General features: G+C 69.2%; 22 protein-coding genes. 17 read left to right on the forward strand and 5 right to left on the reverse strand.

All coding sequences use genetic code 11. The features are described 5' to 3' along the window. The first annotated feature begins 83 nt into the window (after nt 1–83). From ACFWAY_RS11260 to ACFWAY_RS11280, 5 genes are all read left to right on the forward strand, one after another. A complete protein-coding gene (locus tag ACFWAY_RS11260; protein WP_052033815.1) occupies nt 84–908 on the forward strand; it encodes an ABC transporter ATP-binding protein in 825 nt (274 codons plus the stop codon). A 65-nt stretch (nt 909–973) separates the two neighbouring features. Next, nucleotides 974–1,834 carry an NUDIX hydrolase gene (locus ACFWAY_RS11265; protein WP_378450161.1) on the forward strand — a complete coding sequence of 287 codons (861 nt, stop codon included), beginning with the start codon at nt 974–976 and terminating at the stop codon, nt 1,832–1,834. A 57-nt stretch (nt 1,835–1,891) separates the two neighbouring features. After that, complete coding sequence (locus ACFWAY_RS11270; protein WP_378510688.1) at nt 1,892–2,671, forward strand: enoyl-CoA hydratase/isomerase family protein; 780 nt, start codon at nt 1,892–1,894, stop codon at nt 2,669–2,671. Between the two features lie 55 nt (nt 2,672–2,726). After that, nucleotides 2,727–3,698 (forward strand): class I SAM-dependent methyltransferase, encoded by a 972-nt coding sequence (locus ACFWAY_RS11275; RefSeq protein ID WP_378450163.1) that lies wholly within the window; start codon nt 2,727–2,729, stop codon nt 3,696–3,698. Between the two features lies 1 nt (nt 3,699). Next, nucleotides 3,700–4,857 carry a class I SAM-dependent methyltransferase gene (locus tag ACFWAY_RS11280; RefSeq protein ID WP_378510689.1) on the forward strand — a complete coding sequence of 386 codons (1,158 nt, stop codon included), beginning with the start codon at nt 3,700–3,702 and terminating at the stop codon, nt 4,855–4,857. Nucleotides 4,858–4,896: 39 nt separating this feature from the next. On the opposite strand, the gene ACFWAY_RS11285 is transcribed toward ACFWAY_RS11280, so the two are convergent. Next, nucleotides 4,897–6,204, reverse strand: a complete 1,308-nt coding sequence (locus tag ACFWAY_RS11285) for a PQQ-binding-like beta-propeller repeat protein (protein WP_378510690.1) — start codon at nt 6,202–6,204, stop codon at nt 4,897–4,899. A 139-nt stretch (nt 6,205–6,343) separates the two neighbouring features. On the opposite strand from ACFWAY_RS11285, the gene ACFWAY_RS11290 reads away from it, so the two are divergent. Next, entirely contained in the window at nt 6,344–7,087 is a 744-nt protein-coding gene (locus ACFWAY_RS11290) for an acyltransferase (RefSeq protein WP_378450166.1), read from the forward strand. A 25-nt stretch (nt 7,088–7,112) separates the two neighbouring features. Further along, nucleotides 7,113–7,370, forward strand: coding sequence for a DUF3253 domain-containing protein (locus ACFWAY_RS11295; protein ID WP_378510691.1), 258 nt, complete (start codon nt 7,113–7,115; stop codon nt 7,368–7,370). A gap of 8 nt (nt 7,371–7,378) precedes the next feature. Here ACFWAY_RS11295 and ACFWAY_RS11300 read toward each other — a convergent pair whose 3' ends face one another. From ACFWAY_RS11300 to ACFWAY_RS11310, 3 genes are read right to left on the reverse strand one after another with little or no spacing between them, the layout of a single operon-like run. Continuing rightward, on the reverse strand, nt 7,379–8,623 hold the full coding sequence (locus tag ACFWAY_RS11300; protein WP_378450168.1) for a glycosyltransferase family 4 protein: 1,245 nt from the start codon (nt 8,621–8,623) through the stop codon (nt 7,379–7,381). After that, complete coding sequence (locus tag ACFWAY_RS11305) at nt 8,620–10,218, reverse strand: 1,4-alpha-glucan branching protein domain-containing protein (protein WP_378510692.1); 1,599 nt, start codon at nt 10,216–10,218, stop codon at nt 8,620–8,622. Before ACFWAY_RS11305 ends, ACFWAY_RS11300 begins: the two co-directional genes overlap by 4 nt. Continuing rightward, nucleotides 10,215–11,042, reverse strand: coding sequence for a class I SAM-dependent methyltransferase (locus ACFWAY_RS11310; protein ID WP_378510693.1), 828 nt, complete (start codon nt 11,040–11,042; stop codon nt 10,215–10,217). The genes ACFWAY_RS11305 and ACFWAY_RS11310 overlap by 4 nt, the downstream gene beginning before the upstream one ends. A 241-nt stretch (nt 11,043–11,283) precedes the next feature. Between ACFWAY_RS11310 and ACFWAY_RS11315 the strand changes: the two genes are divergently transcribed. From ACFWAY_RS11315 to ACFWAY_RS11355, 9 genes are all read left to right on the forward strand, one after another. Further along, nucleotides 11,284–12,084, forward strand: a complete 801-nt coding sequence (locus ACFWAY_RS11315) for an electron transfer flavoprotein subunit beta/FixA family protein (protein WP_378450171.1) — start codon at nt 11,284–11,286, stop codon at nt 12,082–12,084. A gap of 46 nt (nt 12,085–12,130) precedes the next feature. Beyond that, on the forward strand, nt 12,131–13,087 hold the full coding sequence (locus ACFWAY_RS11320) for an electron transfer flavoprotein subunit alpha/FixB family protein (protein ID WP_378450172.1): 957 nt from the start codon (nt 12,131–12,133) through the stop codon (nt 13,085–13,087). A gap of 134 nt (nt 13,088–13,221) precedes the next feature. After that, a complete protein-coding gene (locus tag ACFWAY_RS11325; protein WP_378510694.1) occupies nt 13,222–14,055 on the forward strand; it encodes a GNAT family N-acetyltransferase in 834 nt (277 codons plus the stop codon). Then, complete coding sequence (locus tag ACFWAY_RS11330; RefSeq protein ID WP_378510695.1) at nt 14,052–14,975, forward strand: lysophospholipid acyltransferase family protein; 924 nt, start codon at nt 14,052–14,054, stop codon at nt 14,973–14,975. The genes ACFWAY_RS11325 and ACFWAY_RS11330 overlap by 4 nt, the downstream gene beginning before the upstream one ends. Nucleotides 14,976–14,992: 17 nt before the next feature. Then, nucleotides 14,993–16,213, forward strand: a complete 1,221-nt coding sequence (locus tag ACFWAY_RS11335; protein ID WP_378510696.1) for a cysteine desulfurase family protein — start codon at nt 14,993–14,995, stop codon at nt 16,211–16,213. Further along, nucleotides 16,213–17,307, forward strand: a complete 1,095-nt coding sequence (gene mnmA / locus ACFWAY_RS11340) for a tRNA 2-thiouridine(34) synthase MnmA (RefSeq protein WP_378510730.1) — start codon at nt 16,213–16,215, stop codon at nt 17,305–17,307. Before ACFWAY_RS11335 ends, mnmA begins: the two co-directional genes overlap by 1 nt. Continuing rightward, nucleotides 17,304–18,326 carry a methionine synthase gene (locus ACFWAY_RS11345; protein ID WP_378510697.1) on the forward strand — a complete coding sequence of 341 codons (1,023 nt, stop codon included), beginning with the start codon at nt 17,304–17,306 and terminating at the stop codon, nt 18,324–18,326. The genes mnmA and ACFWAY_RS11345 overlap by 4 nt, the downstream gene beginning before the upstream one ends. Nucleotides 18,327–18,367: 41 nt before the next feature. Continuing rightward, entirely contained in the window at nt 18,368–20,458 is a 2,091-nt protein-coding gene (gene ligA / locus ACFWAY_RS11350) for an NAD-dependent DNA ligase LigA (RefSeq protein WP_378450178.1), read from the forward strand. A 57-nt stretch (nt 20,459–20,515) separates the two neighbouring features. Next, entirely contained in the window at nt 20,516–21,004 is a 489-nt protein-coding gene (locus ACFWAY_RS11355; RefSeq protein WP_378450179.1) for a GNAT family N-acetyltransferase, read from the forward strand. A 37-nt stretch (nt 21,005–21,041) separates the two neighbouring features. Here ACFWAY_RS11355 and ACFWAY_RS11360 read toward each other — a convergent pair whose 3' ends face one another. Next, a complete protein-coding gene (locus tag ACFWAY_RS11360) occupies nt 21,042–21,692 on the reverse strand; it encodes an amino acid-binding protein (protein ID WP_025432327.1) in 651 nt (216 codons plus the stop codon). A gap of 204 nt (nt 21,693–21,896) precedes the next feature. Between ACFWAY_RS11360 and ACFWAY_RS11365 the strand changes: the two genes are divergently transcribed. Continuing rightward, entirely contained in the window at nt 21,897–22,454 is a 558-nt protein-coding gene (locus ACFWAY_RS11365) for an antibiotic biosynthesis monooxygenase (protein ID WP_378450180.1), read from the forward strand. Nucleotides 22,455–22,486 lie beyond the last annotated feature (32 nt).

A 22,486-nucleotide genomic window follows, 5' to 3' on the forward strand; every position in this document is an offset into this window, starting at 1 on the left:
CTCGCCGGGGTGCGAATCGATGTGAGGCGACACGCAACTGATCCTGCCGTGAATGCTCGGAAGATGTGCGGGAAGATGGGTGCGTGCATGAACCTGATCCTGATCTCCTCATCGAATTCGACGACGTTCTCCTCCGCCGCGGGGGCAACACTCTGGTGGGCCCAGTCACCTGGAAGGTGGAACTCGACGAACGATGGGTCGTCCTCGGACCGAACGGGGCAGGGAAGACGTCGTTGCTCCGGATCGCGGCCGCCGAACTGCATCCCACGAGCGGAAGCGCCTACCTCCTCGGCGAAAGGCTCGGCCGCGTCGACATCAACGAACTGCGACCGCGGATCGGACTGTCCTCCTCGGCACTCGCCAACCGGGTGCCGTCCGAGGAGGTCGTGACCGATCTCGTCGTCTCCGCCGGCTACGCGGTACTCGGACGCTGGCGTGAGCGCTACGACGATATGGACACCGACCGTGCCGTCGAGATGCTCGAGAGCCTCGGCGCCGAGCACCTCGCCAAGCGCACGTACGGCACCCTGTCCGAGGGCGAGCGCAAACGCGTCCTCATCGCCCGTGCGCTGATGACCGACCCGGAACTGCTGCTGCTCGACGAGCCCGCCGCCGGTCTCGACCTCGGTGGGCGCGAGGAACTCGTCGCGCGCCTCACCGACCTCGCCGCCGACCCCGACGCCCCCGCGACGGTCCTCATCACCCACCACGTCGAGGAGATCCCGCCGGGATTCACTCATGCACTGCTCCTCAAGGAGGGGGAGGTGGTCTCGCAGGGGCTCCTGGATCAGGTCATCACGGCCGAGAACCTCAGCGAGGCGTTCAGCCAGTCCATCAGCCTGGACAAGGTCGACGGCCGGTTCTTCGCGCGGCGGACACGCGTCCCCGGCGCGCACCGGCGGGGCTGAGGACCGGCGGTCACACCGGGGGACCGACTGCGACCCGCGTCACCCGGCGGCGTAGGTTCCGAGACATGGTCTCGAAGCAAGAGCAGGCGCCCCGCGACAGTACCGACGTGGCACCCAAGGACGCGTCCACCGTCATCCTCATCCGTGACGCCGCGGCAGACGTCGACGCCGCGGCAGACGTCGCGGCGCCGGGTATCGAGGTGTTCCTCCTCCGCCGGGTGAAGGGGATGGCGTTCGCCGGCGGCATGACCGTGTTCCCCGGCGGCGGCGTCGACCCGTCGGACGCCGACGCAGAGGTCGACTGGGCGGGACCGTCCGTCGACTGGTGGGCCGGGCGGTTCTCGACCGACGCGGCACGCGCGAAGGCCCTGGTGTGCGCGGCGGTGCGCGAGACGTTCGAGGAATGCGGCGTGCTTCTCGCGGGACCGAGCGCGGACACGGTCGTGGCGGACACGTCCCGTTACGCGCAGTCCCGCACACAGCTCGAGAAGCGCGAACTGTCGTTCAGCGACTTCCTGAAGCGTGAGGACCTCGTCCTGCGGGCCGACCTGCTGAGGCCCTGGGCGAACTGGATCACCCCGGTCGGCGAGGGCCGCCGCTACGACACCCGTTTCTTCGTCGCCGCCGCACCGCACGGCCAGATCGCGGACGGCGCGACGTCCGAGGCCGAGGACGTGCAATGGCAGAGTCCGGCCGCGGCGCTCGCGCACTGGCAGGGCGGCGGCAGCATCCTGCTGCCCCCGACGTGGAGTCAGCTCACGGCGCTCAGCGCGTTCGGCTCGGTCGCGGAGGTGCTGGCCGCGGAGCCGGAGATCCCGGTGATCCTGCCGACGCTCATCACGGACGAGGAGCAGCTCCGCGTGGAGTTCCCGGGACAGGACGGCTACTACGAAGCCGGTCCGCATCCGTGGGCGTCCCGCGACTGATCGCGATGCGGCGGGCCGCGAAACCGGGTCGGAGGCAGACAAGTAGCCTTTTGCCTCATGGCTGAGTTTGTCACTCTCGAGGTATCCGAAGGCATCGGCACGATCCGGCTCGCGCGCCCCCCGATGAACGCCCTGAACCGTCAGGTTCAGCAGGAGTTGCGGGCGGCGGCGCGGGAGGCGACCGTCAATTCCGACGTGAAGGCCGTCATCGTCTACGGCGGCGAGAAGGTCTTCGCCGCGGGCGCGGACGTGAAGGAAATGTCCGAGATGAACTTCGGGCAGATGGCCGACGTGATCGGCGACCTGCAGTCGGACCTCGCGGCGGTCTCCGAGATCCCGAAGCCCACCGTCGCCGCCATCACGGGGTACGCGCTCGGCGGCGGCCTGGAGGTCGCGCTGTCGGCGGACCGGCGGATCGCGGGCGACAACGCCAAGCTCGGCGTGCCGGAGATCCTGCTCGGCATCATCCCCGGTGGGGGCGGCACCCAGCGTCTCGCCCGGCTGATCGGACCCTCCAAGGCCAAGGACCTGCTGTTCACCGGCCGGTTCGTCGACGCCGAGGAGGCTCTTGCGATCGGTCTGGTCGACGAGGTGGTGGCGCCGGACGACGTGTACGAGGCGGCCCGCACGTGGGCGTCGCAGTTCACGAAGGGAGCGGGCCGCGCCCTTGCCGCGGCGAAGGCCGCCGTCGACCGTGGGCTGGACGTCGATCTGGGTACGGGGCTCGCGGTGGAGCGTCAGCTGTTCACCTCGCTGTTCGCCACCCAGGACCGCAAGATCGGGATGGAATCGTTCATCGAGAACGGCCCAGGTAAGGCTCGGTTCACGGGCGAGTAGTCTGGAGCCCGAAACTAGAACCTGTTCACTCTTACCAGCGAGTAGGATTTGCCGCATGACTGCAAGCGCCCATGACGACCCAGCTCCTCATCCGCACGCCACCGCCGAAGAGGTAGAGGCAGCGCTGAAGGACACGAAACTCGCCCAGGTGCTCTACCACGACTGGGAAGCCGAGACGTACGACGAGAAGTGGTCGATCTCGTACGACGAGCGGTGCATCGACTACGCGCGCGGGCGTTTCGACGCCGTCGCGGGCGATCAGCCGCTGCCCTACGAGCGGGCACTCGAACTGGGCTGCGGCACCGGGTTCTTCCTCCTCAACCTGATGCAGGGTGGAGTCGCGAAGACCGGTTCGGTCACCGATCTGTCGCCCGGCATGGTGAAGGTGGCCCTCCGCAACGCCGAGGGCCTGGGATTGTCCGTCGACGGCCGCGTCGCCGACGCGGAAACCATCCCGTACGAGGACGACACGTTCGACCTCGTCGTGGGACACGCGGTCCTGCATCACATCCCGGACGTGGAGCAGTCGCTGCGCGAGGTTCTCCGCGTCCTGAAGCCGGGCGGGCGTTTCGTGTTCGCCGGTGAGCCGACCACGATCGGCAACTTCTACGCCCGCTGGCTGGGTCGCGCGACGTGGGAGGTCACCACCCGGGTCACCAAGTTGCCGTTCCTCGCCGACTGGCGGCGCCCGCAGGCGGAATTGGACGAGTCCTCCCGCGCGGCCGCGCTCGAGGCCGTCGTCGACCTTCACACGTTCGATCCGAGCGACCTCGAGAATATCGCGAAATCGGCAGGCGCCGAGCAGGTTCACGCGGCCACCGAGGAATTCGCCGCCGCTCTGCTCGGGTGGCCCGTCCGCACGTTCGAGGCCGCTGTGCCCCCGGAGAAGCTGGGCTGGGGCTGGGGGCGTTTCGCGTTCACCGGATGGAAGACGCTCAGCTGGGTCGACGAGAAGGTTCTCCGGCACGTGGTGCCGCGGGGATTCTTCTACAACGTCATGATCACCGGCGTGAAGCCCGGCAACTGAATTGGGCTATGCGTTCACTGCCGCGGACGTGGAGTTCCTGCAGAGCCCGGACGGGGAAGCCGCTCTCGCGGAAGTGGACGGCTTCGCACTGACCACGTCTACGCGCCTGGCCGACATCGGCCGGGCGCGTACGCGTTTCGGCTCACACGTGGCGTTGCTGGTGGAGACCGTGCTGTTGCGGCGGAAGGCGGCCGCCAAACTTCCCGGCACCGAAACCTGGTTCTTCACGGACGACGCCCTGCAACAGGCGACGCCGCGTGCGGTCGCCGCACATCGTGCGATGCGGCTGAAGGACCGGGACGTCCACGACGTCACATGTTCCATCGGTGCCGAACTGGACGCGGTGGTCGGGACGGCGGCGACCGTGATCGGCAGCGACCTCGACCCGATCCGGCTCCTGATGGCGCAGCACAACGTTCCCGGGGCGGCCGTTCTCCGCGCCGACGCGCTCGTCCCGTGCACGCGCGGCACCGTCGTGCTCGCGGATCCGGCGCGACGGTCCGGTGGCAGGCGCACGCACGACCCCGCCGCGCTGGAACCGCCGCTGCCGGATCTGATCGACGCGTACCGCGGACGGGACCTCGCGGTGAAGTGCGCACCCGGACTCGACTTCGACCGGCTCGGCTGGGACGGCGAGGTGGAGGTGGTGTCGCTCGACGGCGGCGTGCGCGAGGCGTGCCTGTGGTCGCCGGGACTGTCCGGAGGCGGTGTCACCCGGCGGGCGAGCGTCCTCGGCTCGGGCGGAACCGCGTGGACGGTGACGGACGCCGAGGACGACGACATCCCCGAACGCGCGCCGGGGGAATGGATCGTCGACCCGGACGGGGCCGTCGTGCGTGCGGGCCTGGTGCGGCACTACGCCGCCCGGCACGGACTGTGGCAGCTGGATCCCCGGATCGCCTATCTCACCGGCGATTCGGTTCCCGAGGGCGTGCGGGGCTTCCGCATTCTCGAACAGGTGAAGTATTCGGAGAAGTCGCTGCGGCAGGACCTGGCGCGTCACGACTGCGGGGTGGCCGAGATCCTCGTGCGCGGCGTCGACGTCGATCCCGCGGTCCTGCGTCCGAAACTGAAGTTGCGCGGAAGTCGTTCGCTCAGTGTGGTGATCACGCGGATCGGCAGAGCGGGCGTCGCCTTCATCTGCGCTTCGCGCCCGTGAGTACTTGTCAACCGCCGGACGTTAATAAGTACTCACGGGTCAGCGGAGGACGAACAGCTCCCCGAGCAGTGTTGGCGTGAGGACTTCGCCCTTCGGTCCGACGGACGTGCCGACCGTGAATCCCTTCGCCCCGGGCAGGGTGTCCTGGTCGAGGGTTTCGCCGGTCCCGGTGTCGAACGTGAGCATCGCCAGTCCGTCCGTACCCTCGCGGACCACCGCGTAACCGGTGGACCCGGCTGTCTGTGCCGGGACGCCCAGCTGCAGCAGATCCTTTCGCTCCCAGACCGGTTCGGCGTGATCGCCCTTGTCCTGCAACGCCAGGAGGTGGCCGTCGAGTCCGCCCGCGGGGATGATCAGACCGTCCGCGGACGTCGAGGGGCTGCCGGCGGCGGCGTACCCGATGTCGTAACTCCACTTCGGATCGCCGGTCGCAGAATCGATCGCCCACAACGTGCCCCAGTTGTCGTTGGTGTAGACGACGGAGCCGTCGGCCGACAGATCGGGGCTAGACGCGCTGCCGCCCGGCAGAGTGTCGCTGGACCATTCCTGGGTGATCGCGGGGTTGTCGCCGCCGGAGTACTTCATCGCGACGAGTTCCGCCTCGGGAGCACCGGGCGCGAAGAACGTGAAATAGAACTTGCCGGACTCGAGGTCGATGGCCGGCATGTTGGCCACCGGGCAGTCGGGGGAGCCGAAGAAGCAGCCGCTGAGGCCCTTGTCGTCGGGCAGGATGTCGACGTTCGCGCCTTCGGCGACGGACGGCGGCGGGACGAGATCGTACGGTGCCACGACCTTCTGACCGGTCTGCGTGTTCACGACGTTGATCTGGCCGAGCTGGGTGATGAAGAGGAGATTGCCGTCGCCGGTGAACTGCGCCGACAGCGGTGTCCCGACCACCGGTGTGCGCCAACGCAGCTGGCCGTACTCGTTGAACGAGTTGATGGCGCCGTTCTCGCCCACGTACACGTTGGCGGCGCCGTCGACGACGGGCGTGGACGCCACGACACCCGGCGCGAGTTGACGGCACCAGCGTTTGCGGCCGGTGTCCATCTGGTAGGAGAAGAGGTTGCAGCCCTTCTCGGTGCGGGCCGTGATGAAGATCTGGCCGCTGGCGGCCACCGACGCGTAGTTCGCCACCGGGCCGCCGAGTGGGCGCGACCAGGCGAAGGAGAGGTCGCGGGAACCGGTGACGGGGCTGGTGTCGCTATTGCGGGCGTCGGCGTGCATGCCGGGCCACCCGCCTGCGGAGAAGATGTCGTCGACCTGCGGCCCGCTGCTGCAGCCGCTGAGGACGACAGCCGAGATCGTCGCCAGCGCCAGTACTGACGAACGTAGGACCCGCCGCATTACATCTCCTCGTCTTCGATAACGCTCGGCCCAGAGACTATCCCGCCGAGGCTGCGCCGATCGGCACACCCCGATGCGGGTGTCGGAGTCCGGACACACCCGAACGGAGGCGCGAGCCGTGAACGTAGGCTGACAGGCTATGACGAGCATGTGGGGCGCACCGTTGCGTACGAGGTGGCGAGGATCCCGGCGGAGCGACAGCGAGCAGGCCCGCTTCCTGACACGCGACTCGCTGCGATGGGTGCTGGCGAACAAGGCGTACACGCCGTGGTACCTCGTGCGGTACTACCGGCTCGCGAAGTTCAAGCTGGCCAACCCGCACGTGATCCTGCGCGGCATGGTGTTCCTCGGCAAGCGGGTGGAGATCCATTCGACCCCCGACCTGTCGCGGCTCGAGATCGGCCGCTGGGTACACATCGGCGACGGCAATGCGATCCGCTGCCACGAGGGTTCGCTGCGCATCGGCGACAAGGTGGTCTTCGGCAAGGACAACGTCGTCAACGCGTACCTCGACATCGAGATCGGTGCGTCGACGCTCGTGGCCGACTGGTGCTACATCACGGATTTCGATCACCGCATGGACGACGTGAACGTCCCGATCAAGGATCAGGGCATCGTGAAGGGCCCGGTCCGCATCGGACCCGACACGTGGGTGGCGGCCAAGGTCACGGTTCTCCGCAACACGCGGGTGGGGCGAGGCTGCGTCCTCGGCGCGCATGCCGTGGTGAAGGGCGACATCCCGGACTTCAGCATCGCCGTCGGGTCGCCCGCCAAGCCCGTGAAGAACCGCAAGGCCGAGTGGGACGCAGGCGCGTCCGAACGCGCGAAGTACATCGCGGCCCTCGAAGACATCGCCCGGAAGAAGGCGGCGCAGGAGAACTGACCGACGCGGTGGCATAGTCGGCATCATGACGGTGTCGGACAGCGAACTGGAGGAGCGCATCCGGGCGCTCCTCGACACCCGTTCCGAGAGTGCGAGCATCTGCCCGTCGGATGTCGCGCGCGCCGTCGCACCCGATGACTGGCGACCCCTCATGGAACCGGTTCGGGAGGCCGCCCGGCGTCTGGCCGACGCCGGGGAGGTCGAGGTCACTCAGAAGGGCGCCGTGGTGGATCCGGGATCGGCACGGGGTCCGATCCGGATCCGGCGGGCACGCACGGACTGAGGGCCTCGTCAGCGACCGGGCAGCGGACGCTCGGGAATCTCCGGCCTCGCCAACGGGTGCCGCACGCGACGCTTGGCGCCCGCGTAGACGTGGACGGTGTCCTCGGCCACCGTGTGCCAGTCGAAATCGGCGGTGAGACGGTCGCGCGCGGCCACCGCACGCTGCTGGGCCCCGGCCGGGTCGTCGAGGACCTCCCGGACCGCGGACGTGAGCCCGGTGACGTCGCCCGGCTGGAACGACATGCCGGTCTCCCCGTCGACGACCGCTTCACCGAGGCCGCCGGCGGTGGACGCCACGAGCGGGGTTCCGGAGGCGGCGGCCTCGAGTGCGATGATGCCGAACGGCTCGTACCGGCTGGGCAGGACGATCGCGTCGGCGCCGTGCAGCCACCCGTGCAGCTCGATGTGGTCGAGGTTGCCGAGGAAGTTCACGGCACGGGCGACGCGATGGGTGCGGGCCTGCTGGTAGAGCCAGGTGAACTGGGTGCCCTCACCGGCGATCGACAGGGTCGTCCCGGGGTGGCTGCGGCGGATGCGGGGAAGCGCGGCGATGGCGTCCTGCACACCCTTCTCGTATTCGAGGCGGCCGACGAACAGAAGTTTCGGCGGTCCGGACCGCGGCGCGCGCTCGCGGAAGCTCCAGGTGGTGAGGTCGATTCCGTTGCGGATCACCGTGATCGGCGGGAGCTGCGGACCGTAGAGTGTGGTCACTTCGTCCTGCATCGACGCGGAACAGGTGATGAGCGCATCGGATTCGTTGGCCAGCCACCATTCCACCGAATGCACCTGCCGGTTGATCCGGCCGGAGACCCAACCGCTGTGCCGCCCGGCCTCGGTGGCGTGGAGCGTGGAAACCAAAGGGACGTCGTAGAATTCGGCCAACGCGATGGCCGGGTGCGCCACGAGCCAGTCGTGCGCGTGCACCACGTCCGGCTGCCAGCCCTCCCCGACACCCGGCTTGTGCAGGGCGACACCGGCCCGCACCATCGCGTGCCCCATCGCGAGTGTCCACGCCAGCATGTCCTCGCCGAAGACGAAGTGCGCGGGGTCCTCGGCGACGGCGACCACGAGGACGCCGTCCTCGATGTGGGTGACGGTGGGATGGGTGGAGGCGTCGGTGCCCGACGGTCGTCGCGACAGCACCACCACTTCGTGTCCGGCCGCTGCGAGTTCGGTGGCCAGGTGGTGGACGTGGCGGCCGAGACCGCCGACCACGACGGGTGGGTACTCCCACGACACAATCAGGATCTTCACGACGCCCCTCCCTCGGTGCCCGTCAGCCGGTGGTCCCTGCCGGGCAGACGCCGCGCGTCGAGCCCGGGGAACAGGCCGTCGGCGCGGTTCCATCCCTCTGCGAGCCGGTTCGCGGCCACGTCCTTGCCCGCCGAGACCGCGGCGGCGATCTCGCGGGTGGCGTGCGCGTGCTTGTGTGCCCGGTCGCGGGCATACCCGGCCGCCGAATCCTTGCTGACCATGAACGCCCAGTCGCTCGACACCGTCATGAGTGCCTCCCGCAGTATCTGATCGTTCACGCGGCTCCGGAGCGCGGGACGTCCTGGGGCGGTGTCGGCGTCGCGAGTCTTGTCGACGGTGTCGAGGGCGGTCGCGACCACCTCGGAGTTGAGTTGCACCAGGTCCGAGACCTGATCGCCGGCCCATACCCGCCAATCCTTGCCGGATCCCCACGACGAGTTCTCGAGCTGGACGGGTTCGCCCACGTAGCCCTGACTGCGGGCGTCGTCGAGGGTGCCGACCCGAATTCCGGCCTCGGGCAGCGCGCGCAGCACCTTCTCGAGCCACTCGGGGCCCTCGTGCCACCAGTGCCCGAACAGTTCCGTGTCGAACGCCGCGACGACGAGAGCGGGCCGCCTGATGCGCTCGGACTCGGCGCGCAGCCGCTTGCGGACGGTGGCGACGAAGTCGGCCACGTGCCGATCGACCGCGGCCGTCGCGAGGGCGGGGTCGTACGGCGCCTTGTCGGCCGAGTCGACCGTGCGGCCGGTGACCCGGGCCGGTTTGAGACCCGTGTCGTGGTCGTACGTGTGGAAGTCGCGGTAGGCGCCGTGCCCGGGATAGCCCGATTTCGGCGACCACACCCGGTAGCTCACCTGCAGGTCGCGTCCGAACGCGACGACGTCGGACTCACGGACCGGCCTGCCGAGCGACGTGTCGCCGCGCAGGGCGGGACCGTCGACCATGAAATGAGTGACGCCCGCCTCGGCGTATCCGGTCTCCATGCCGGGGGTGTACCCGCATTCGGGCCCCCAGATACCTGTCGGTGTGCAGTTCCACCGCGCGGTGGCGTCGGCGAGCCCCTCGCGAAGGGAGAAGGCGCGCAACCGCGGGTCGAGCAGCGGCTGGAACGGGTGGGCCAGCGGCCCGCCGAGCAGTTCGAACGCCTCGCGGTCGAGAAGGTCGCGCAGTACCGGTGAGCCGCCGTGCAGCCAGCGCAGCTCGAAGTCGGCGAGTGCGGCGGCGGAGGCGCGGTGCTCGCGGGCACCGAGATCGCGGTGCGCCTCGTCGGGCAGGCCTGCCGCCTCGTGCGCGCGGATCTGCCAGTTCCCGAGCCAGTGATGCATTCCCGCGAGAGAGTGCGGATCATCGAGCTGAGCTGCGAGAACGGGGGTGATGCCGAGGGTCAGCAGATGCGAGCGACCCTCGTCGGACAGCCGCCGCAGCATCGCGGTGAGGGGGAGGTACGACGCCGCCCACGACTGGTACAGCCACTCCTCGCCCACCGGCCACCGACCGTGGTTGGCGAGCCAGGGCAGGTGAGAGTGCAGAACCAGGCAGAACATGCCCGGTTCCGTCGCGTCGCCCGCTCCGGTGCGGTTGTCGGTTTCGGTCACCGAACAGGATCCTTCACCGCGACGGCCACCAGGTCGAGGCTGTCGTCGATGTCGCCCTCGTGCAGGGCGAAATCGTCGACGGTGATGCCCTCGACGTCGCGGGTCAGTTCGTCGGGCCACGGTTCACCGGCGAGTGCGCGGTCGATCTGCGCGCCGATGAACGAGCCGCCGTGCTTGGCGTCGAGGGACCTCAGCCGATCGCCGTGATGGACGCCGGTCATGAGGGCGACCGTGAACCCGGCCTCCTCGAGCAGTACGGTCAGCTCGGCCGCGTCGAGTTCGCGGGTGTGGAACGGATTGAGGGGTGTGTCGCGGCCCGGCGAGAACGTGATGCGGTTGGGTGTGCTGACGAGCAGTTCCCCTCCGGGCGTCAGCACCCGGAAGCATTCGCGCAGGAATTGGGCCTGGTCCCACAGGTGTTCGATCACCTGGAAATTGACGACGGTGTCGACGGATTCGTCGTCGAGGGGAAGTTCCGCGAGGTTGCCGTGCAGCATGTCGACGCGGGGGTACCGCGCACGCACGTGTTCGACCGCGGAGATGTCGTAGTCGAGTCCGGTGACACTCTGTGCCACATCGGCAATCATGTTGGCGCCGTAGCCTTCTCCGGATCCGGCCTCGAGCACCCGGCGTCCCGCGCAGCGGGGGAGGAGGTCGCGGTAGACCACCTCGTGACGCCGGAACCAGTAGTTCTCCTCGGGGATCCCGGGCACGGTCCGCTCGCCCGTGAGGGGCAGTTGCTCGTCTCCGGTCGTTGGCAATTGCTCGTGACCGAGCGGGGGCAGCGGTGCGTCCTCGCGGTCGCCGACAAATGATTCGCTCACCGGTGCGAGGTTAGTGCCACCGGCAAGGTCGCTCGTCCAGGTGGTCTACATCACAGGGATGAAATGCGCTTTCGGCCGTTATGGTGAACGAGACTTTCACGTAAGTTACCGACGGGTAACTTAACGTGGGGTAATCTGTCGCAGAGCAATCGTGCGACGAAATATCGAAAACGGGAGCTCGGCCCACGCGGAGCAACTCACGATAACCACGCAAGAACACACAGGAGGTCGACGAAGACCCATGACGAACATCGTTGTTTTGATCAAGCAGGTCCCCGACACGTGGTCCGAGCGCAAGCTGACTGACGGTGACTACACGCTTGACCGCGAGGCCGCCGATGCAGTGCTCGACGAGATCAACGAGCGCGCCGTCGAAGAAGCGCTCCTGATCAAGGAGGCTCAGGGCGGCGAGGTGACCGTCCTCTCCGCAGGTCCGGACCGCGCCACCGACGCCATCCGCAAGGCCCTGTCCATGGGTGCCGACAAGGCAGTGCACATCAACGACCCGGCCCTCCACGGCTCCGACGCGGTGCAGACCGCGTGGACCCTGGCCGCGGCACTCGGGCAGATCACGTTCGAGAACGAAGAGCCTGCCGACCTGATCATCGCCGGTAACGAGGCCACCGACGGCCGCGTCGGCGCTGTTCCGGCCATCATCGCCGAGTACCTGGGCATCCCGCAGCTCACGCAGCTGCGCAAGCTCACGGTCGCCGACGGCACCGCCACCGGCGAGCGCGAGACCGACGAGGGCCTCTTCGGCCTCGAGGCGAGCCTGCCGGTCATCGTCAGCGTCACCGAGAAGATCAACGAGCCCCGCTTCCCCTCCTTCAAGGGCATCATGGCCGCGAAGAAGAAGGAAGTTCTCGTCTACACGCTGGCCGACCTCGGTGTCGACCCGGAGACCGTCGGTGTCGCCAACGCGGGCACCACCGTCACCGCTTCCACCCCCAAGCCCCCGCGTACCGCTGGTGAGCGCATCGTCGACGAGGGCGACGGCGGCAGCAAGATCGCTGCCTACCTCGTGGGCCAGAAGATCATCTGATCGCGCCCCTCTACAGACCAGCAGACACATACAGGGAGAGTTAGACATGGCAGAAGTACTGGTGCTCGTCGAGCACGCAGAGGGTGCGCTGAAGAAGGTCAGCACCGAACTCATCACCGCCGCTCGCGCGCTCGGTGAGCCGGCCGCAGTGGTCACCGGTCCCGCCGGTACCGCCGACAAGCTGGCCGAGGGCCTCGCCGCCGCAGGCGCGGCCAAGATCTACGTCGCCGAGTCCGACGACATCGACGGCTACCTGGTCACCCCGAAGGTCGACGTGCTCGCGTCGCTCGTCGAGTCGGCCGCCCCGGCTGCGGTCATCACCGCCGCCAGCGTCGAGGGCAAGGAGGTCTCCGGACGTCTTGCTGCCCGCATCGGCTCCGGCCTGCTCGTCGACGTCGTCGACGTGAAGTCCGACGGCAGCGCCGTGCACTCCATCTTCGGTGGCGCGTTCACCGTCGAGGCCAAGGCCAACGGCGACGTCCCGGTCATCTCGGTCCGCCCGGGTGCCATCGAGGCGAAGCCCGAAGCAGGCGCAGGCGAGCAGGTCTCCGTCGAGGTTCCGGCCCAGGACGAGGGCGCCGTCAAGATCACCTCGCGTAATCCGATCGTCGGTGGCGACCGCCCCGAGCTGACCGAGGCTACCGTCGTCGTCTCCGGTGGCCGCGGGGTCGGCAGCGCCGACAAGTTCTCCGTCGTCGAGGAACTCGCCGACTCGCTGGGTGCCGCTGTCGGTGCCTCGCGTGCCGCGGTCGACTCGGGCTACTACCCGGGCCAGTTCCAGGTCGGTCAGACCGGTAAGACGGTCTCCCCGCAGCTGTACATCGCGCTCGGCATCTCCGGTGCCATCCAGCACCGCGCAGGTATGCAGACGTCGAAGACCATCGTCGCCGTGAACAAGGACGAGGAAGCCCCGATCTTCGAGATCGCGGACTACGGCATCGTCGGCGACCTGTTCAAGGTCGCTCCGCAGCTCACCGAGGCTGTCAAGGCCCACAAGGGCTGATTCCGGACCGATGGCGGCCCCGTTCCCTTCGAGGGAGCGGGGCCGCCGTCGTATCTTCCGTCGTTCATCCGGGCTGCATCGACACGACACCCGGGCGATGCCCCCGCGCCGCCCCTGCTCGGTAAACCTGCGCCATGACAACTTCGTCAGTTCTCCGCGCACCGAGTGAGACCGCCGATTCTGTTGTAACCACGCCCCGATACTCCCTGGTCGTTTCGTCCGACCGCGAACACCGCGTGGCCGCCCAGCGGCTGCGCTACCGCGTGTTCGCCTCCGAACCCGGATTCTCCGTCCCCGCACACGCGGATGCCCTCGACGCCGACCGGTTCGACGACTTCTGCGACCACCTCCTCGTCCGCCACGAGGAGTCGGGCGAGTTCGTCGGGTGCTACCGCATGCTCCCACCCGACGCCGCTGCCCAGGCCGACGGCTACTACACCGCAACCGAATTCGACATCTCCGCTCTGGACCCCGTCGGCAACCGCATCGTCGAGATGGGCCGGGCGTGCGTCGACCCCGACCACCGCTCCGGTTCGGTCCTGAGCCTGATGTGGGCCGGCATCCTCCACTACCTGCAACTCACCGGATACGAATGGGTCATGGGGTGCGTCTCCGTGCCGATGCGGGAGCATCCGGACGCCGTCGCCGGTTCCAACGTCCGCGGGGTCCGTGATCTGCTGCTCCGCAAGTACGGCAACGACCCGGCCGCGCGGGCCGTGCCCAGGAACCCGGTGCGCGTCGACGGGCGGTCGCTCGACGAGATCGAGCCGCCCGCCCGGCCGACCCTGCCGCCGCTGCTCCGGGGCTACCTGCGCCTCGGGGCCAAGGTGTGTGGTGAGCCCGCGCACGATCCGGAGTTCGGTGTCGCCGACTTCGTCGCCCTGCAGGGACTGCACGGCGCCAACGAGCGGTACCTCGAACGGCTGCGGTCGGCGTCGGCCACTCTCGAGGCGGGGGCACGGGCATGAGCACGGCCGTGTCCGAGTCGACCGAGGTGACCGTGCACTCGTGGATGCCGTCGAGTCCGTGCGGCGCTGGATGTCTGCCCGCCGAGGCGAACGGTGTGTCGACCCCGACCGTGGTCGTTCGGTGGTGCCTCGTGGTGTCGGCCCTGGCGACGGCGCCGCTCCTGACCGCGGGATGGCTGCTGCCCCGGTCGTGGCGGACCGGACTGCAGCGGCGGTACGCGGCGATCCTGTTGCGCTGCGTGGGAATTCGACTCGTCGTCGTAGATCATCGCGGAAAGCGCCGCCACACCGGCGGGATCCTGGTGGTGGCCGGCCACGTGTCGTGGACCGACGTGCTGGTGCTCAGCGCGATCGGACCGGCGAACTTCGTCGCCCGCGGGGATCTGCTGGACTGGCCGGTTCTGGGGTCGCTCGCGCGGCGGATGAGGGTCGTCCCGATCGAGCGGCAGAGCCTGCGGGCGCTCCCGGACACGGTGGCGACGACGGCGGGCAGGCTGCGCGGCGGCGAACGAGTCGTGGCGTTCCCGGAGGGCACCACGTGGTGCGGACGGGCGTACGGCGGCTTCCGGCCCGCGCTGTTTCAGGCGGCGATCGACGCGGAATGCCCCGTCCAGCCGATCTCGCTGCGGTACACCGGCCGGGGCGGGGAGCTGACGACCGGGCCGTGCTTCGTGGGCGAGGAGACGATCGGTCAGTCGATCCGGCGCATCATCCGTCAGAAGGGTGTCACCGCGGAGGTCCGGCTGGCGCCGATCGAGTATCCGGGGGAGTGCCGTCGCGATCTGGCGGCCCGGTGTGAGCGCGCCGCACGAGGCGACGAACGGATCGATCTCGCAGCGCACGACATCGTCGATCCGCTGCAGGGTGCGGTCGGGACGGCGGCCGCGGGCATCGAGGCGGCGGAGCGTCTCGTCGCCTGAGCTATCCTGGTCACGTCATGACCTCTGCCCGCAGTGCCGATCACCCCGTCTACCTGGACCACGCAGCCACCACTCCCATGGTGCCCGCAGCCGTCCGGGCGATGACCGACATCTTCAGGACCGTAGGCAATGCGTCCTCGCTGCACGGTTCCGGGCGCGCCGCCCGCCGTCGCATCGAGGAGGCCCGCGAGTCCATCGCCGCCGACCTCGGTGCCAGGCCGTCCGAGGTCATCTTCACCTCCGGTGGCACCGAGAGCGACAACCTCGCCGTCAAGGGCATCTTCTGGGCCCGGCGCGACGCCGACCCCGGCCGGGTGCGGATTCTCGCCAGTTCCGTCGAGCACCATGCGGTTCTCGACGCGGTGGAGTGGCTCGAGAAGCACGAGGGTGCTCAGGTCACGTGGCTGCCCGTCGACGAACTGGGCCGGGTGTCCCCGCAGACGCTGCGCGACGAACTCGCCGTCCATGCGGGCGAGACGGCCCTGGTCACGATCATGTGGGCCAACAACGAGGTCGGCACGATCATGCCGATCACCGAACTCGCCGCGGTCGCGGCCGAGTTCGGTGTGCCGATGCACAGTGACGCCGTTCAGGCCGTCACGCACATCCCCGTGGACTTCGCTGCGAGCGGGCTGTCCGCGCTGAGCATCGCCGCGCACAAGGTCGGCGGACCGCAGGGCGTCGGTGCACTACTGCTGGGACGGCAGGTGCCGTGTGTGCCGCTGCTGCACGGCGGGGGACACGAACGCGACCTGCGTTCGGGCACCCCGGACACGGCGGGTGTCGTCGGCATGGCGGCGGCGCTGCACGCCGCGACCGCCGACCTCGACTCCCGCGCGGCGGAACTGACCGTCCTGCGCGACCGCCTGATCGAGCGCGTCGGCGAGATCGTTCCCGGCGCCGTGCTGAACGGGCCGGTGGGCAGCGCGCGACTGCCGGGCAACGCGCACTTCACGTTCCCCGGCTGCGAGGGCGATTCGCTGCTGATGCTGCTCGACGCCGCCGGGATCGAGTGTTCGACCGGCTCGGCGTGTACCGCCGGAGTCGCTCGCCCGAGCCACGTCCTGACCGCGATGGGCGTGGATTCCGCGACCGCGCGGGGATCGTTGCGCTTCTCGTTCGGGCACACGTCGACGGTCGCGGACGTGGATGCAGTCATCGCGGCACTGCCGCAAGTTGTGGAGCGGGCCCGCGCCGCCGGGCTCGCAGGTGTCGGAGCGCGTGGAGGGGATCGTTGATGCGAGTACTGGCGGCCATGAGTGGCGGCGTGGATTCCGCTGTGGCGGCGGCACGGGCGGTCGCTGCCGGACACGACGTGGTGGGAGTGCATCTCGCACTGTCCGCCGAGCCAGGCACGCTGCGGACCGGATCCCGGGGCTGCTGCTCCAAGGAGGACGCCGGTGATGCCCGGCGTGCCGCGGACGTGCTCGGAATCCCGTTCTACGTCTGGGATTTCGCCGACCGCTTCAAGGAAGACGTGATCGACGACTTCGTGGCGTCGTACGCCGCGGGGGAGACCCCCAACCCGTGCCTGCGGTGCAACGAGAAGATCAAGTTCGCGGCCCTCGCGGACCGTGCGATCGCCCTCGGGTTCGACGCGGTGGCCACCGGCCACTACGCGCAGCTCGAGAACGGCGTGCTGCGCCGTGCCGTCGACGCGGGCAAGGATCAGTCGTACGTGCTCGGTGTGCTCACCGCCGAGCAGCTGTCGCGGGCGATGTTCCCGGTGGGTGACACCCCGAAGGACCGGATCCGGGAGGAGGCCACCGAACGTGGCCTCGCCGTGGCGAACAAGCCCGACAGCCACGACATCTGCTTCATCCCGTCCGGTGACACCCGCGCATTCCTGGGCGCCCGCATCGGTGTCCGTCCGGGCAGTGTCGTCGACGCCGATTCGGGTGAGGTGCTCGCGGAACACGAAGGCGTGCACGGTTTCACGATCGGCCAGCGGAAGGGCCTCGGCGTCCAGGGTCCCGCAGTCGACGGGCAACCGCGGTACGTGACGTCGATCGAGCCCGACACCGGCACCGTCCGTGTGGGTTCCGCACGCAACCTCGAGGTGCACGCCATCACGGCGGACCGCGCCGTGTGGACATCCGGGAGCACGCCGGCCGGACCGGTCGAATGCACCGTCCAGGTGCGGGCCCACGGCGGACTCGCCGAGGCCGTCGCCGAAGCGGTCGACGGCGGCATCGGTATCTCGCTGCGCGAACCGCTCACCGGCGTCGCGAAGGGGCAGGCGGTCGTGCTGTACCGGACCGACGCGGCAGGCGACATCGTGCTGGGCAGCGGAACCATCTCGGGTACCGACGCGCGTCCGAACACGCAGTGACGCAAGGTATCTCACTGGCCGGAGCCGTCACCGGCGTCGGCTCGTGGCCGGGCACCGATCCGCGTGAAGCCGCCACGGTCGTCCTCGGCGAACTCGGCCGGCTCCCGCACCTGGTCGAACTGCCCGCCCGCGGGCTCGGCGCCGACATGATCGGACGCGCCAGCGCTCTGCTCGTGGATCTGCAACTGGACGTGTCCACGACGGCCTACCGCGTGGTGCAGCGTCGCGGCTCGGTCGCCAAGCGGGCGACCGACCTCCTGAACCAGGATCTCGACGCCCTCGAGGAGGCGTGGGAGAGTGCGGGCCTCGTCGGCGCCGACCACGTGGTGAAGGTGCAGTCGGTCGGCCCTCTCACGCTGGCGGCCGAGGTTGAACTCGGCACCGGCCGGCGCGTGCTCACCGACCCGGGTGCGGTGCGCGACTTCGCCGAATCGCTGGGCGAGGGACTCGCGCGGCACGCCGCGGAAGTCACCCGACGTCTCGGCGCGCAGGTGTTGGTCCAGTTCGACGAGCCGCGACTGCCCGCCGTGCTGGCGGGCACACTGTCCGGTCGATCGCGGCTCGAGACCGTGCGGGCGATGCCGGAACCGGAGGCTCTCGCCGTGCTCGAGGCCGCGCTCGCGGGCTGCGGCGCGGTGACCATGGTGCATTGCTGTTCCGCGGGTCTGCCCACCGACCTCCTGCGGCGCAGCAGTGCCCGCGCGGTGGGTCTGGACGTGTCACAGCTGGCGTCCGCGGACCTGGACGGCATCGGCGAGTTGCTCGACGCGGGCAAGGAGCTGGCACTGGGCCTCGTCCCGACCGACGCTCCCGCCGTGCCTGCCACGTGGCGCGACCTCGCCCGACCTGCGGTGACGCTGATCGACCGGCTCGGATTTGCGCGCACGATGCTGCGGACCCAGGTCGCTGTGACTCCCGCTTGCGGGCTCGCGGGCGCCGATGCGTCCTGGAGCCGGGACGCGCTGAAGTTGTGCGCCGAGGTGAGCAGCGCGTTCACCGACGACCCCGAATCACTCTGAGTCCGGCGTTCGGTGTCGGCCGGACCGGTTAATCTTCGGTAGTGAGTGAATCGACCGAAGCCCCGACACCGGCTCCCGGACACGTCCGGGAGCACTGGAACGAGCTGGCCGAGGATGTGCGGCAGCACCAGTTCCGCTACTACGTCCGCGACGCGCCCATCATCTCCGACGGAGAGTTCGATGTGCTGCTGGGCGAGCTGAACGACCTCGAGAACCAGTACCCCGACCTGCGGACGCCCGATTCGCCGACACAACTCGTCGGCGGCGGTTTCGCCACCGACTTCGCCTCCGCTGATCATCTCGAGCGGATGCTCAGCCTCGACAACGTCTTCGCCACCGACGAACTGCGCACCTGGATCAGCCGGGTGGAGCAGGAGACCGGCCCCGACCTGCACTACCTGTGCGAGGTGAAGATCGACGGGGTGGCGCTGAACCTGGTCTACGAGAACGGCCGGCTCGTCCGGGCCGCCACGCGCGGCGACGGCCGGACCGGCGAAGAAGTGACGCTCAACGCGCGGACCATCGACGATATCCCGGAAAAGCTCACCGGCACAGACGAATACCCGGTCCCGGCGCTCCTCGAGGTGCGCGGCGAGGTGTTCTTCCGGCTCGAGGACTTCGCGGCACTCAACGCGGCGCTCGTCGAGGAAGGCAAGGCGCCGTTCGCGAATCCCCGGAACTCCGCGGCCGGATCGCTGCGGCAGAAGAATCCGGCCGTGACGGCCCGCAGGCGCCTCGGGATGATCTGCCACGGCCTCGGCCGGAGCGAAGGATTCGAGCCGGTCTCCCAGTACGACGCGTACACGGCACTGGCGGCGTGGGGCCTGCCGGTGTCGACCCATACCGCCCGCGTCACGGGCGCGGACGCCGTCGTGGACAGGGTGCAGTACTGGGGCGAGCACCGGCACGACGTCGAGCACGAGATCGACGGTCTGGTGGTGAAGGTCGACGAGACGTCGCTGCAACGCCGGCTGGGGTCCACATCGCGGGCGCCGCGCTGGGCGATCGCCTACAAGTACCCGCCGGAAGAGGCCACCACCAAGCTCCTCGACATCCGGGTCAACGTCGGTCGCACCGGCCGCGTCACCCCGTTCGCGTACATGGAACCGGTCACGGTCGCCGGCTCCACCGTCTCCCTCGCCACCCTGCACAACGGCTCCGAGGTCAAACGCAAGGGCGTGCTCATCGGCGACACGGTCGTGCTGCGCAAGGCCGGTGACGTCATTCCCGAGGTTCTCGGGCCGGTGGTCGACGCCCGGACCGGCGACGAGTACGAGTTCGTGATGCCCACCCACTGCCCGGAGTGCGACACGCCGCTGGCCCCCGCCAAGGAGGGTGACGCGGACATTCGCTGCCCCAACCAGCAGTACTGCCCCGCGCAGCTCCGGGAACGCGTGTTCCACGTCGCGGGACGCGGCGCATTCGACATCGAGGTCCTCGGCTACGAGGCCGCCACGAGCCTGCTCGAAGCGAAGGCGATCGGCGATGAGGGCGACCTGTTCTCGCTCACCGAGGACGATCTGCTCAAGACGTCGCTCTTCCGGACCAAGGCCGGCGGGTTGTCGGCCAACGGCCGCCGGCTGCTCGACAATCTCGATTCCGCCAAGGACAAGCCGCTGTGGCGGGTGCTGGTCGCGCTGTCCATCCGTCATGTCGGTCCCACGGCGGCGCGCGCGTTGGCCGGTGAATTCGGGTCGCTCCAGCGGATCCGGGAGAGCTCCGTCGAGGAACTCGCGGCAGTGGACGGGGTCGGCGGCACCATCGCCGCTGCCGTCGCCGAGTGGTTCGGCGTCGACTGGCACCAGCAGATCGTGGAGAAGTGGTCCGCGGCCGGGGTTCGCATGGAAGACGAACGCGACGAATCGATTCCGCGCAATCTCGAGGGACTGTCGATCGTCGTCACGGGTTCGCTCGAGACGTTCTCGCGCGACCAGGCGAAGGAGGCGATCCTCGTCCGAGGCGGTAAGGCCGCGGGTTCGGTGTCGAAGAAGACGGCATTCGTGGTGGTCGGCGAATCGCCGGGAACGAAGCACGACAAAGCCGTCGAACTCGGAGTGCCGGTCCTCGACGAGGACGGGTTCCGCCGACTGCTGGAGGGCGGACCGGACGCGGTCGCGGATTCCGGAGTGTGATCGGAACCTCACGCTCGCATTTTGGGCGGCGTGAGCCGTCCTGTCATAGTTCTGGACATGATCGAGATTCGGAATGCGACGCCGGACGACTACGAGGCCGTCGGTGACCTCACGGTGATCGCCTACGTGGGCGGCGGATTCGTCGAGGCGCACGATCCGTACACGAACCGGTTGCGCGACACGGCCGAGCGCGCGGAGAAGGCGGATGTCCGGGTGGCCGTGATGGAGGGCCAGATCGTGGGTTCCGTCACGATCGCAGAACCGGCGTCACCGTACGCCGATGTCGCGCAGCCGGGTGAACTCGAATTCCGGATGCTCGCCGTGACACCCGACGCCCGCGGGTCCGGGGTCGGGTCGGCGCTCGTGCGGCACGTGCTGGACACGGCCTACGACCGCGGGGACCGCGCGGTCGTGATGTCCACCCAGCCGGACATGGAAGATGCCCGCCGCATCTACGACCGCAACGGTTTCGTGCCTGTGCCCGAACGCAATTGGGTACCCGTGCCGGGTGTCGAGCTGACGGTCCTGGTTCGCGAACTGGTCTGAGGCGACCACCGCCGGACCTCTCGGCCCGGGACGGCGGTCAGCTCAGGACCGTCGCGATGATGCCGGCGAGGTAACCCAGCCGGGCGATCTCGGACGGACGGAATTCCGGGCCGCCGGGGCGGCCGAGCATCAGCACACGGCCGGTGGTCCCGAGGGGAGCCGCCGCGAGTGTGGTGTTCATGTCGCGCCACACCTGCGGCACCCAGTCGCCCTCGCCGTCGAGCGCAGTGGGCTTCTCCAGCGGCATCCACGGGATCTCGGTGGCGTGGGTCTCGGGAGCTCCCGAGCTGCCGACCACACGGTATGCGCCGTGCGGTCCGAGGTCGGCGACCACGGACCAGCCGACCCGGAGCACGCGCGGCGCCCCGTCGACGAGGACCTGCAACCGATCGTCCGCCGCGGTGGCGACTTGGTCGATGAGCTCGAGCTCGCGGTGGGTGTCGAGGATTCCGGCGTACGGCCGGATGGAGTCGACGGTGACGCCGGGCAGGTTCTCGGCGGCCGTGATGAGGGTGTCGGGGAGCGATCCCGGCTCGACATCGACCACGAGGTCGTCGATGGCGAATCCGGCACCCCGTTCCACCACGTCGAGCGACAGAATGTCAGCACCCACCGAGCCCAGGGCGACGGCGAGAGAGCCGAGGCTACCGGGACGGTCGGGGAGCTGGACGCGAAGCAGATACGACACGTGCGTCCCTTTCGCCACGAGATAGACGCGGGAGTACCTGCGACCCCCGTCGCTCACCATCCTTGCACTTTCGTCCCCGAGTATGCGGTCCCCCCTGCGGCTTCGCCGGGGACGGGACGGGGACTCGCAGGTCGCGCTCGATTCGTGACACTGCCGATACGGATTCGCCTCGTCCGCGAAACACGACAGCCCAAACATGGGTGCATGAACACCACGGCAACGGGAGTGACGACGTCCGTCTCGAGGCGGGTGGCGGCCGGCCGGGAACAGGAATTCCTGCGCTGGACGGACGCCGGGATGGCGATGGCGGGCACATTCCCGGGGTTCCTCGGCGGGGGCTGGCTGCGTGCGGCGTCCGATCCCGAGCAGTACCACGTGGTGTACCGGTTCGCGGACGAGGACACTCTCGAGGCGTGGACGACGTCGCCCGCCAGGAAGGTGTGGGTAGGCAGGGGGACTGGTCTCGCGCAGGACACGGTCACGCACCGGCTGACCGGGGTGGAGGGCTGGTTCGAACCGCAGTCGACGCTCACGCACGCCGTTCGGGTCACGCCGCCACCGCCGCGATGGAAGCAGGCGGTCACCATCTGGCTCGGCTTCTTCCCGATATCACTCCTCATCGCGTTGTTCGTCACCCCCCGGCTCGCGGCACTGGACGTGGTGACCCGCACCGTGGTGGCGTCGGTGGTGACGACTCCGGTGATGGTCTTCGTGGTTCTGCCGTTCCTGACGGGCAGGTTGCGGCGCTGGCTGCACGGCTGATCGAGCCAGGCTCTAGGCTGGGACCCACTTGT

The organism is Rhodococcus sp. NPDC059968 (genome assembly GCF_042738615.1).
GTDB lineage: Bacteria > Actinomycetota > Actinomycetes > Mycobacteriales > Mycobacteriaceae > Rhodococcus_F.

Excerpts from the sequence above, each read along its gene's own strand:
- ACFWAY_RS11265 (WP_378450161.1), top strand. The coding sequence starts at position 974 with ATGGTCTCGAAGCAAGAGCAGGCGCCCCGCGACAGTACCGACGTGGCA.
- ACFWAY_RS11270 (WP_378510688.1), top strand. The coding sequence starts at position 1,892 with ATGGCTGAGTTTGTCACTCTCGAGGTATCCGAAGGCATCGGCACGATC.
- ACFWAY_RS11275 (WP_378450163.1), top strand. The coding sequence starts at position 2,727 with ATGACTGCAAGCGCCCATGACGACCCAGCTCCTCATCCGCACGCCACC.
- ACFWAY_RS11285 (WP_378510690.1), bottom strand. The coding sequence starts at position 6,204 with ATGCGGCGGGTCCTACGTTCGTCAGTACTGGCGCTGGCGACGATCTCG.
- ACFWAY_RS11290 (WP_378450166.1), top strand. The coding sequence starts at position 6,344 with ATGACGAGCATGTGGGGCGCACCGTTGCGTACGAGGTGGCGAGGATCC.
- ACFWAY_RS11295 (WP_378510691.1), top strand. The coding sequence starts at position 7,113 with ATGACGGTGTCGGACAGCGAACTGGAGGAGCGCATCCGGGCGCTCCTC.
- ACFWAY_RS11315 (WP_378450171.1), top strand. The coding sequence starts at position 11,284 with ATGACGAACATCGTTGTTTTGATCAAGCAGGTCCCCGACACGTGGTCC.
- ACFWAY_RS11320 (WP_378450172.1), top strand. The coding sequence starts at position 12,131 with ATGGCAGAAGTACTGGTGCTCGTCGAGCACGCAGAGGGTGCGCTGAAG.
- ACFWAY_RS11325 (WP_378510694.1), top strand. The coding sequence starts at position 13,222 with ATGACAACTTCGTCAGTTCTCCGCGCACCGAGTGAGACCGCCGATTCT.
- ACFWAY_RS11330 (WP_378510695.1), top strand. The coding sequence starts at position 14,052 with ATGAGCACGGCCGTGTCCGAGTCGACCGAGGTGACCGTGCACTCGTGG.
- ACFWAY_RS11335 (WP_378510696.1), top strand. The coding sequence starts at position 14,993 with ATGACCTCTGCCCGCAGTGCCGATCACCCCGTCTACCTGGACCACGCA.
- mnmA (WP_378510730.1), top strand. The coding sequence starts at position 16,213 with ATGCGAGTACTGGCGGCCATGAGTGGCGGCGTGGATTCCGCTGTGGCG.
- ACFWAY_RS11355 (WP_378450179.1), top strand. The coding sequence starts at position 20,516 with ATGATCGAGATTCGGAATGCGACGCCGGACGACTACGAGGCCGTCGGT.
- ACFWAY_RS11365 (WP_378450180.1), top strand. The coding sequence starts at position 21,897 with ATGAACACCACGGCAACGGGAGTGACGACGTCCGTCTCGAGGCGGGTG.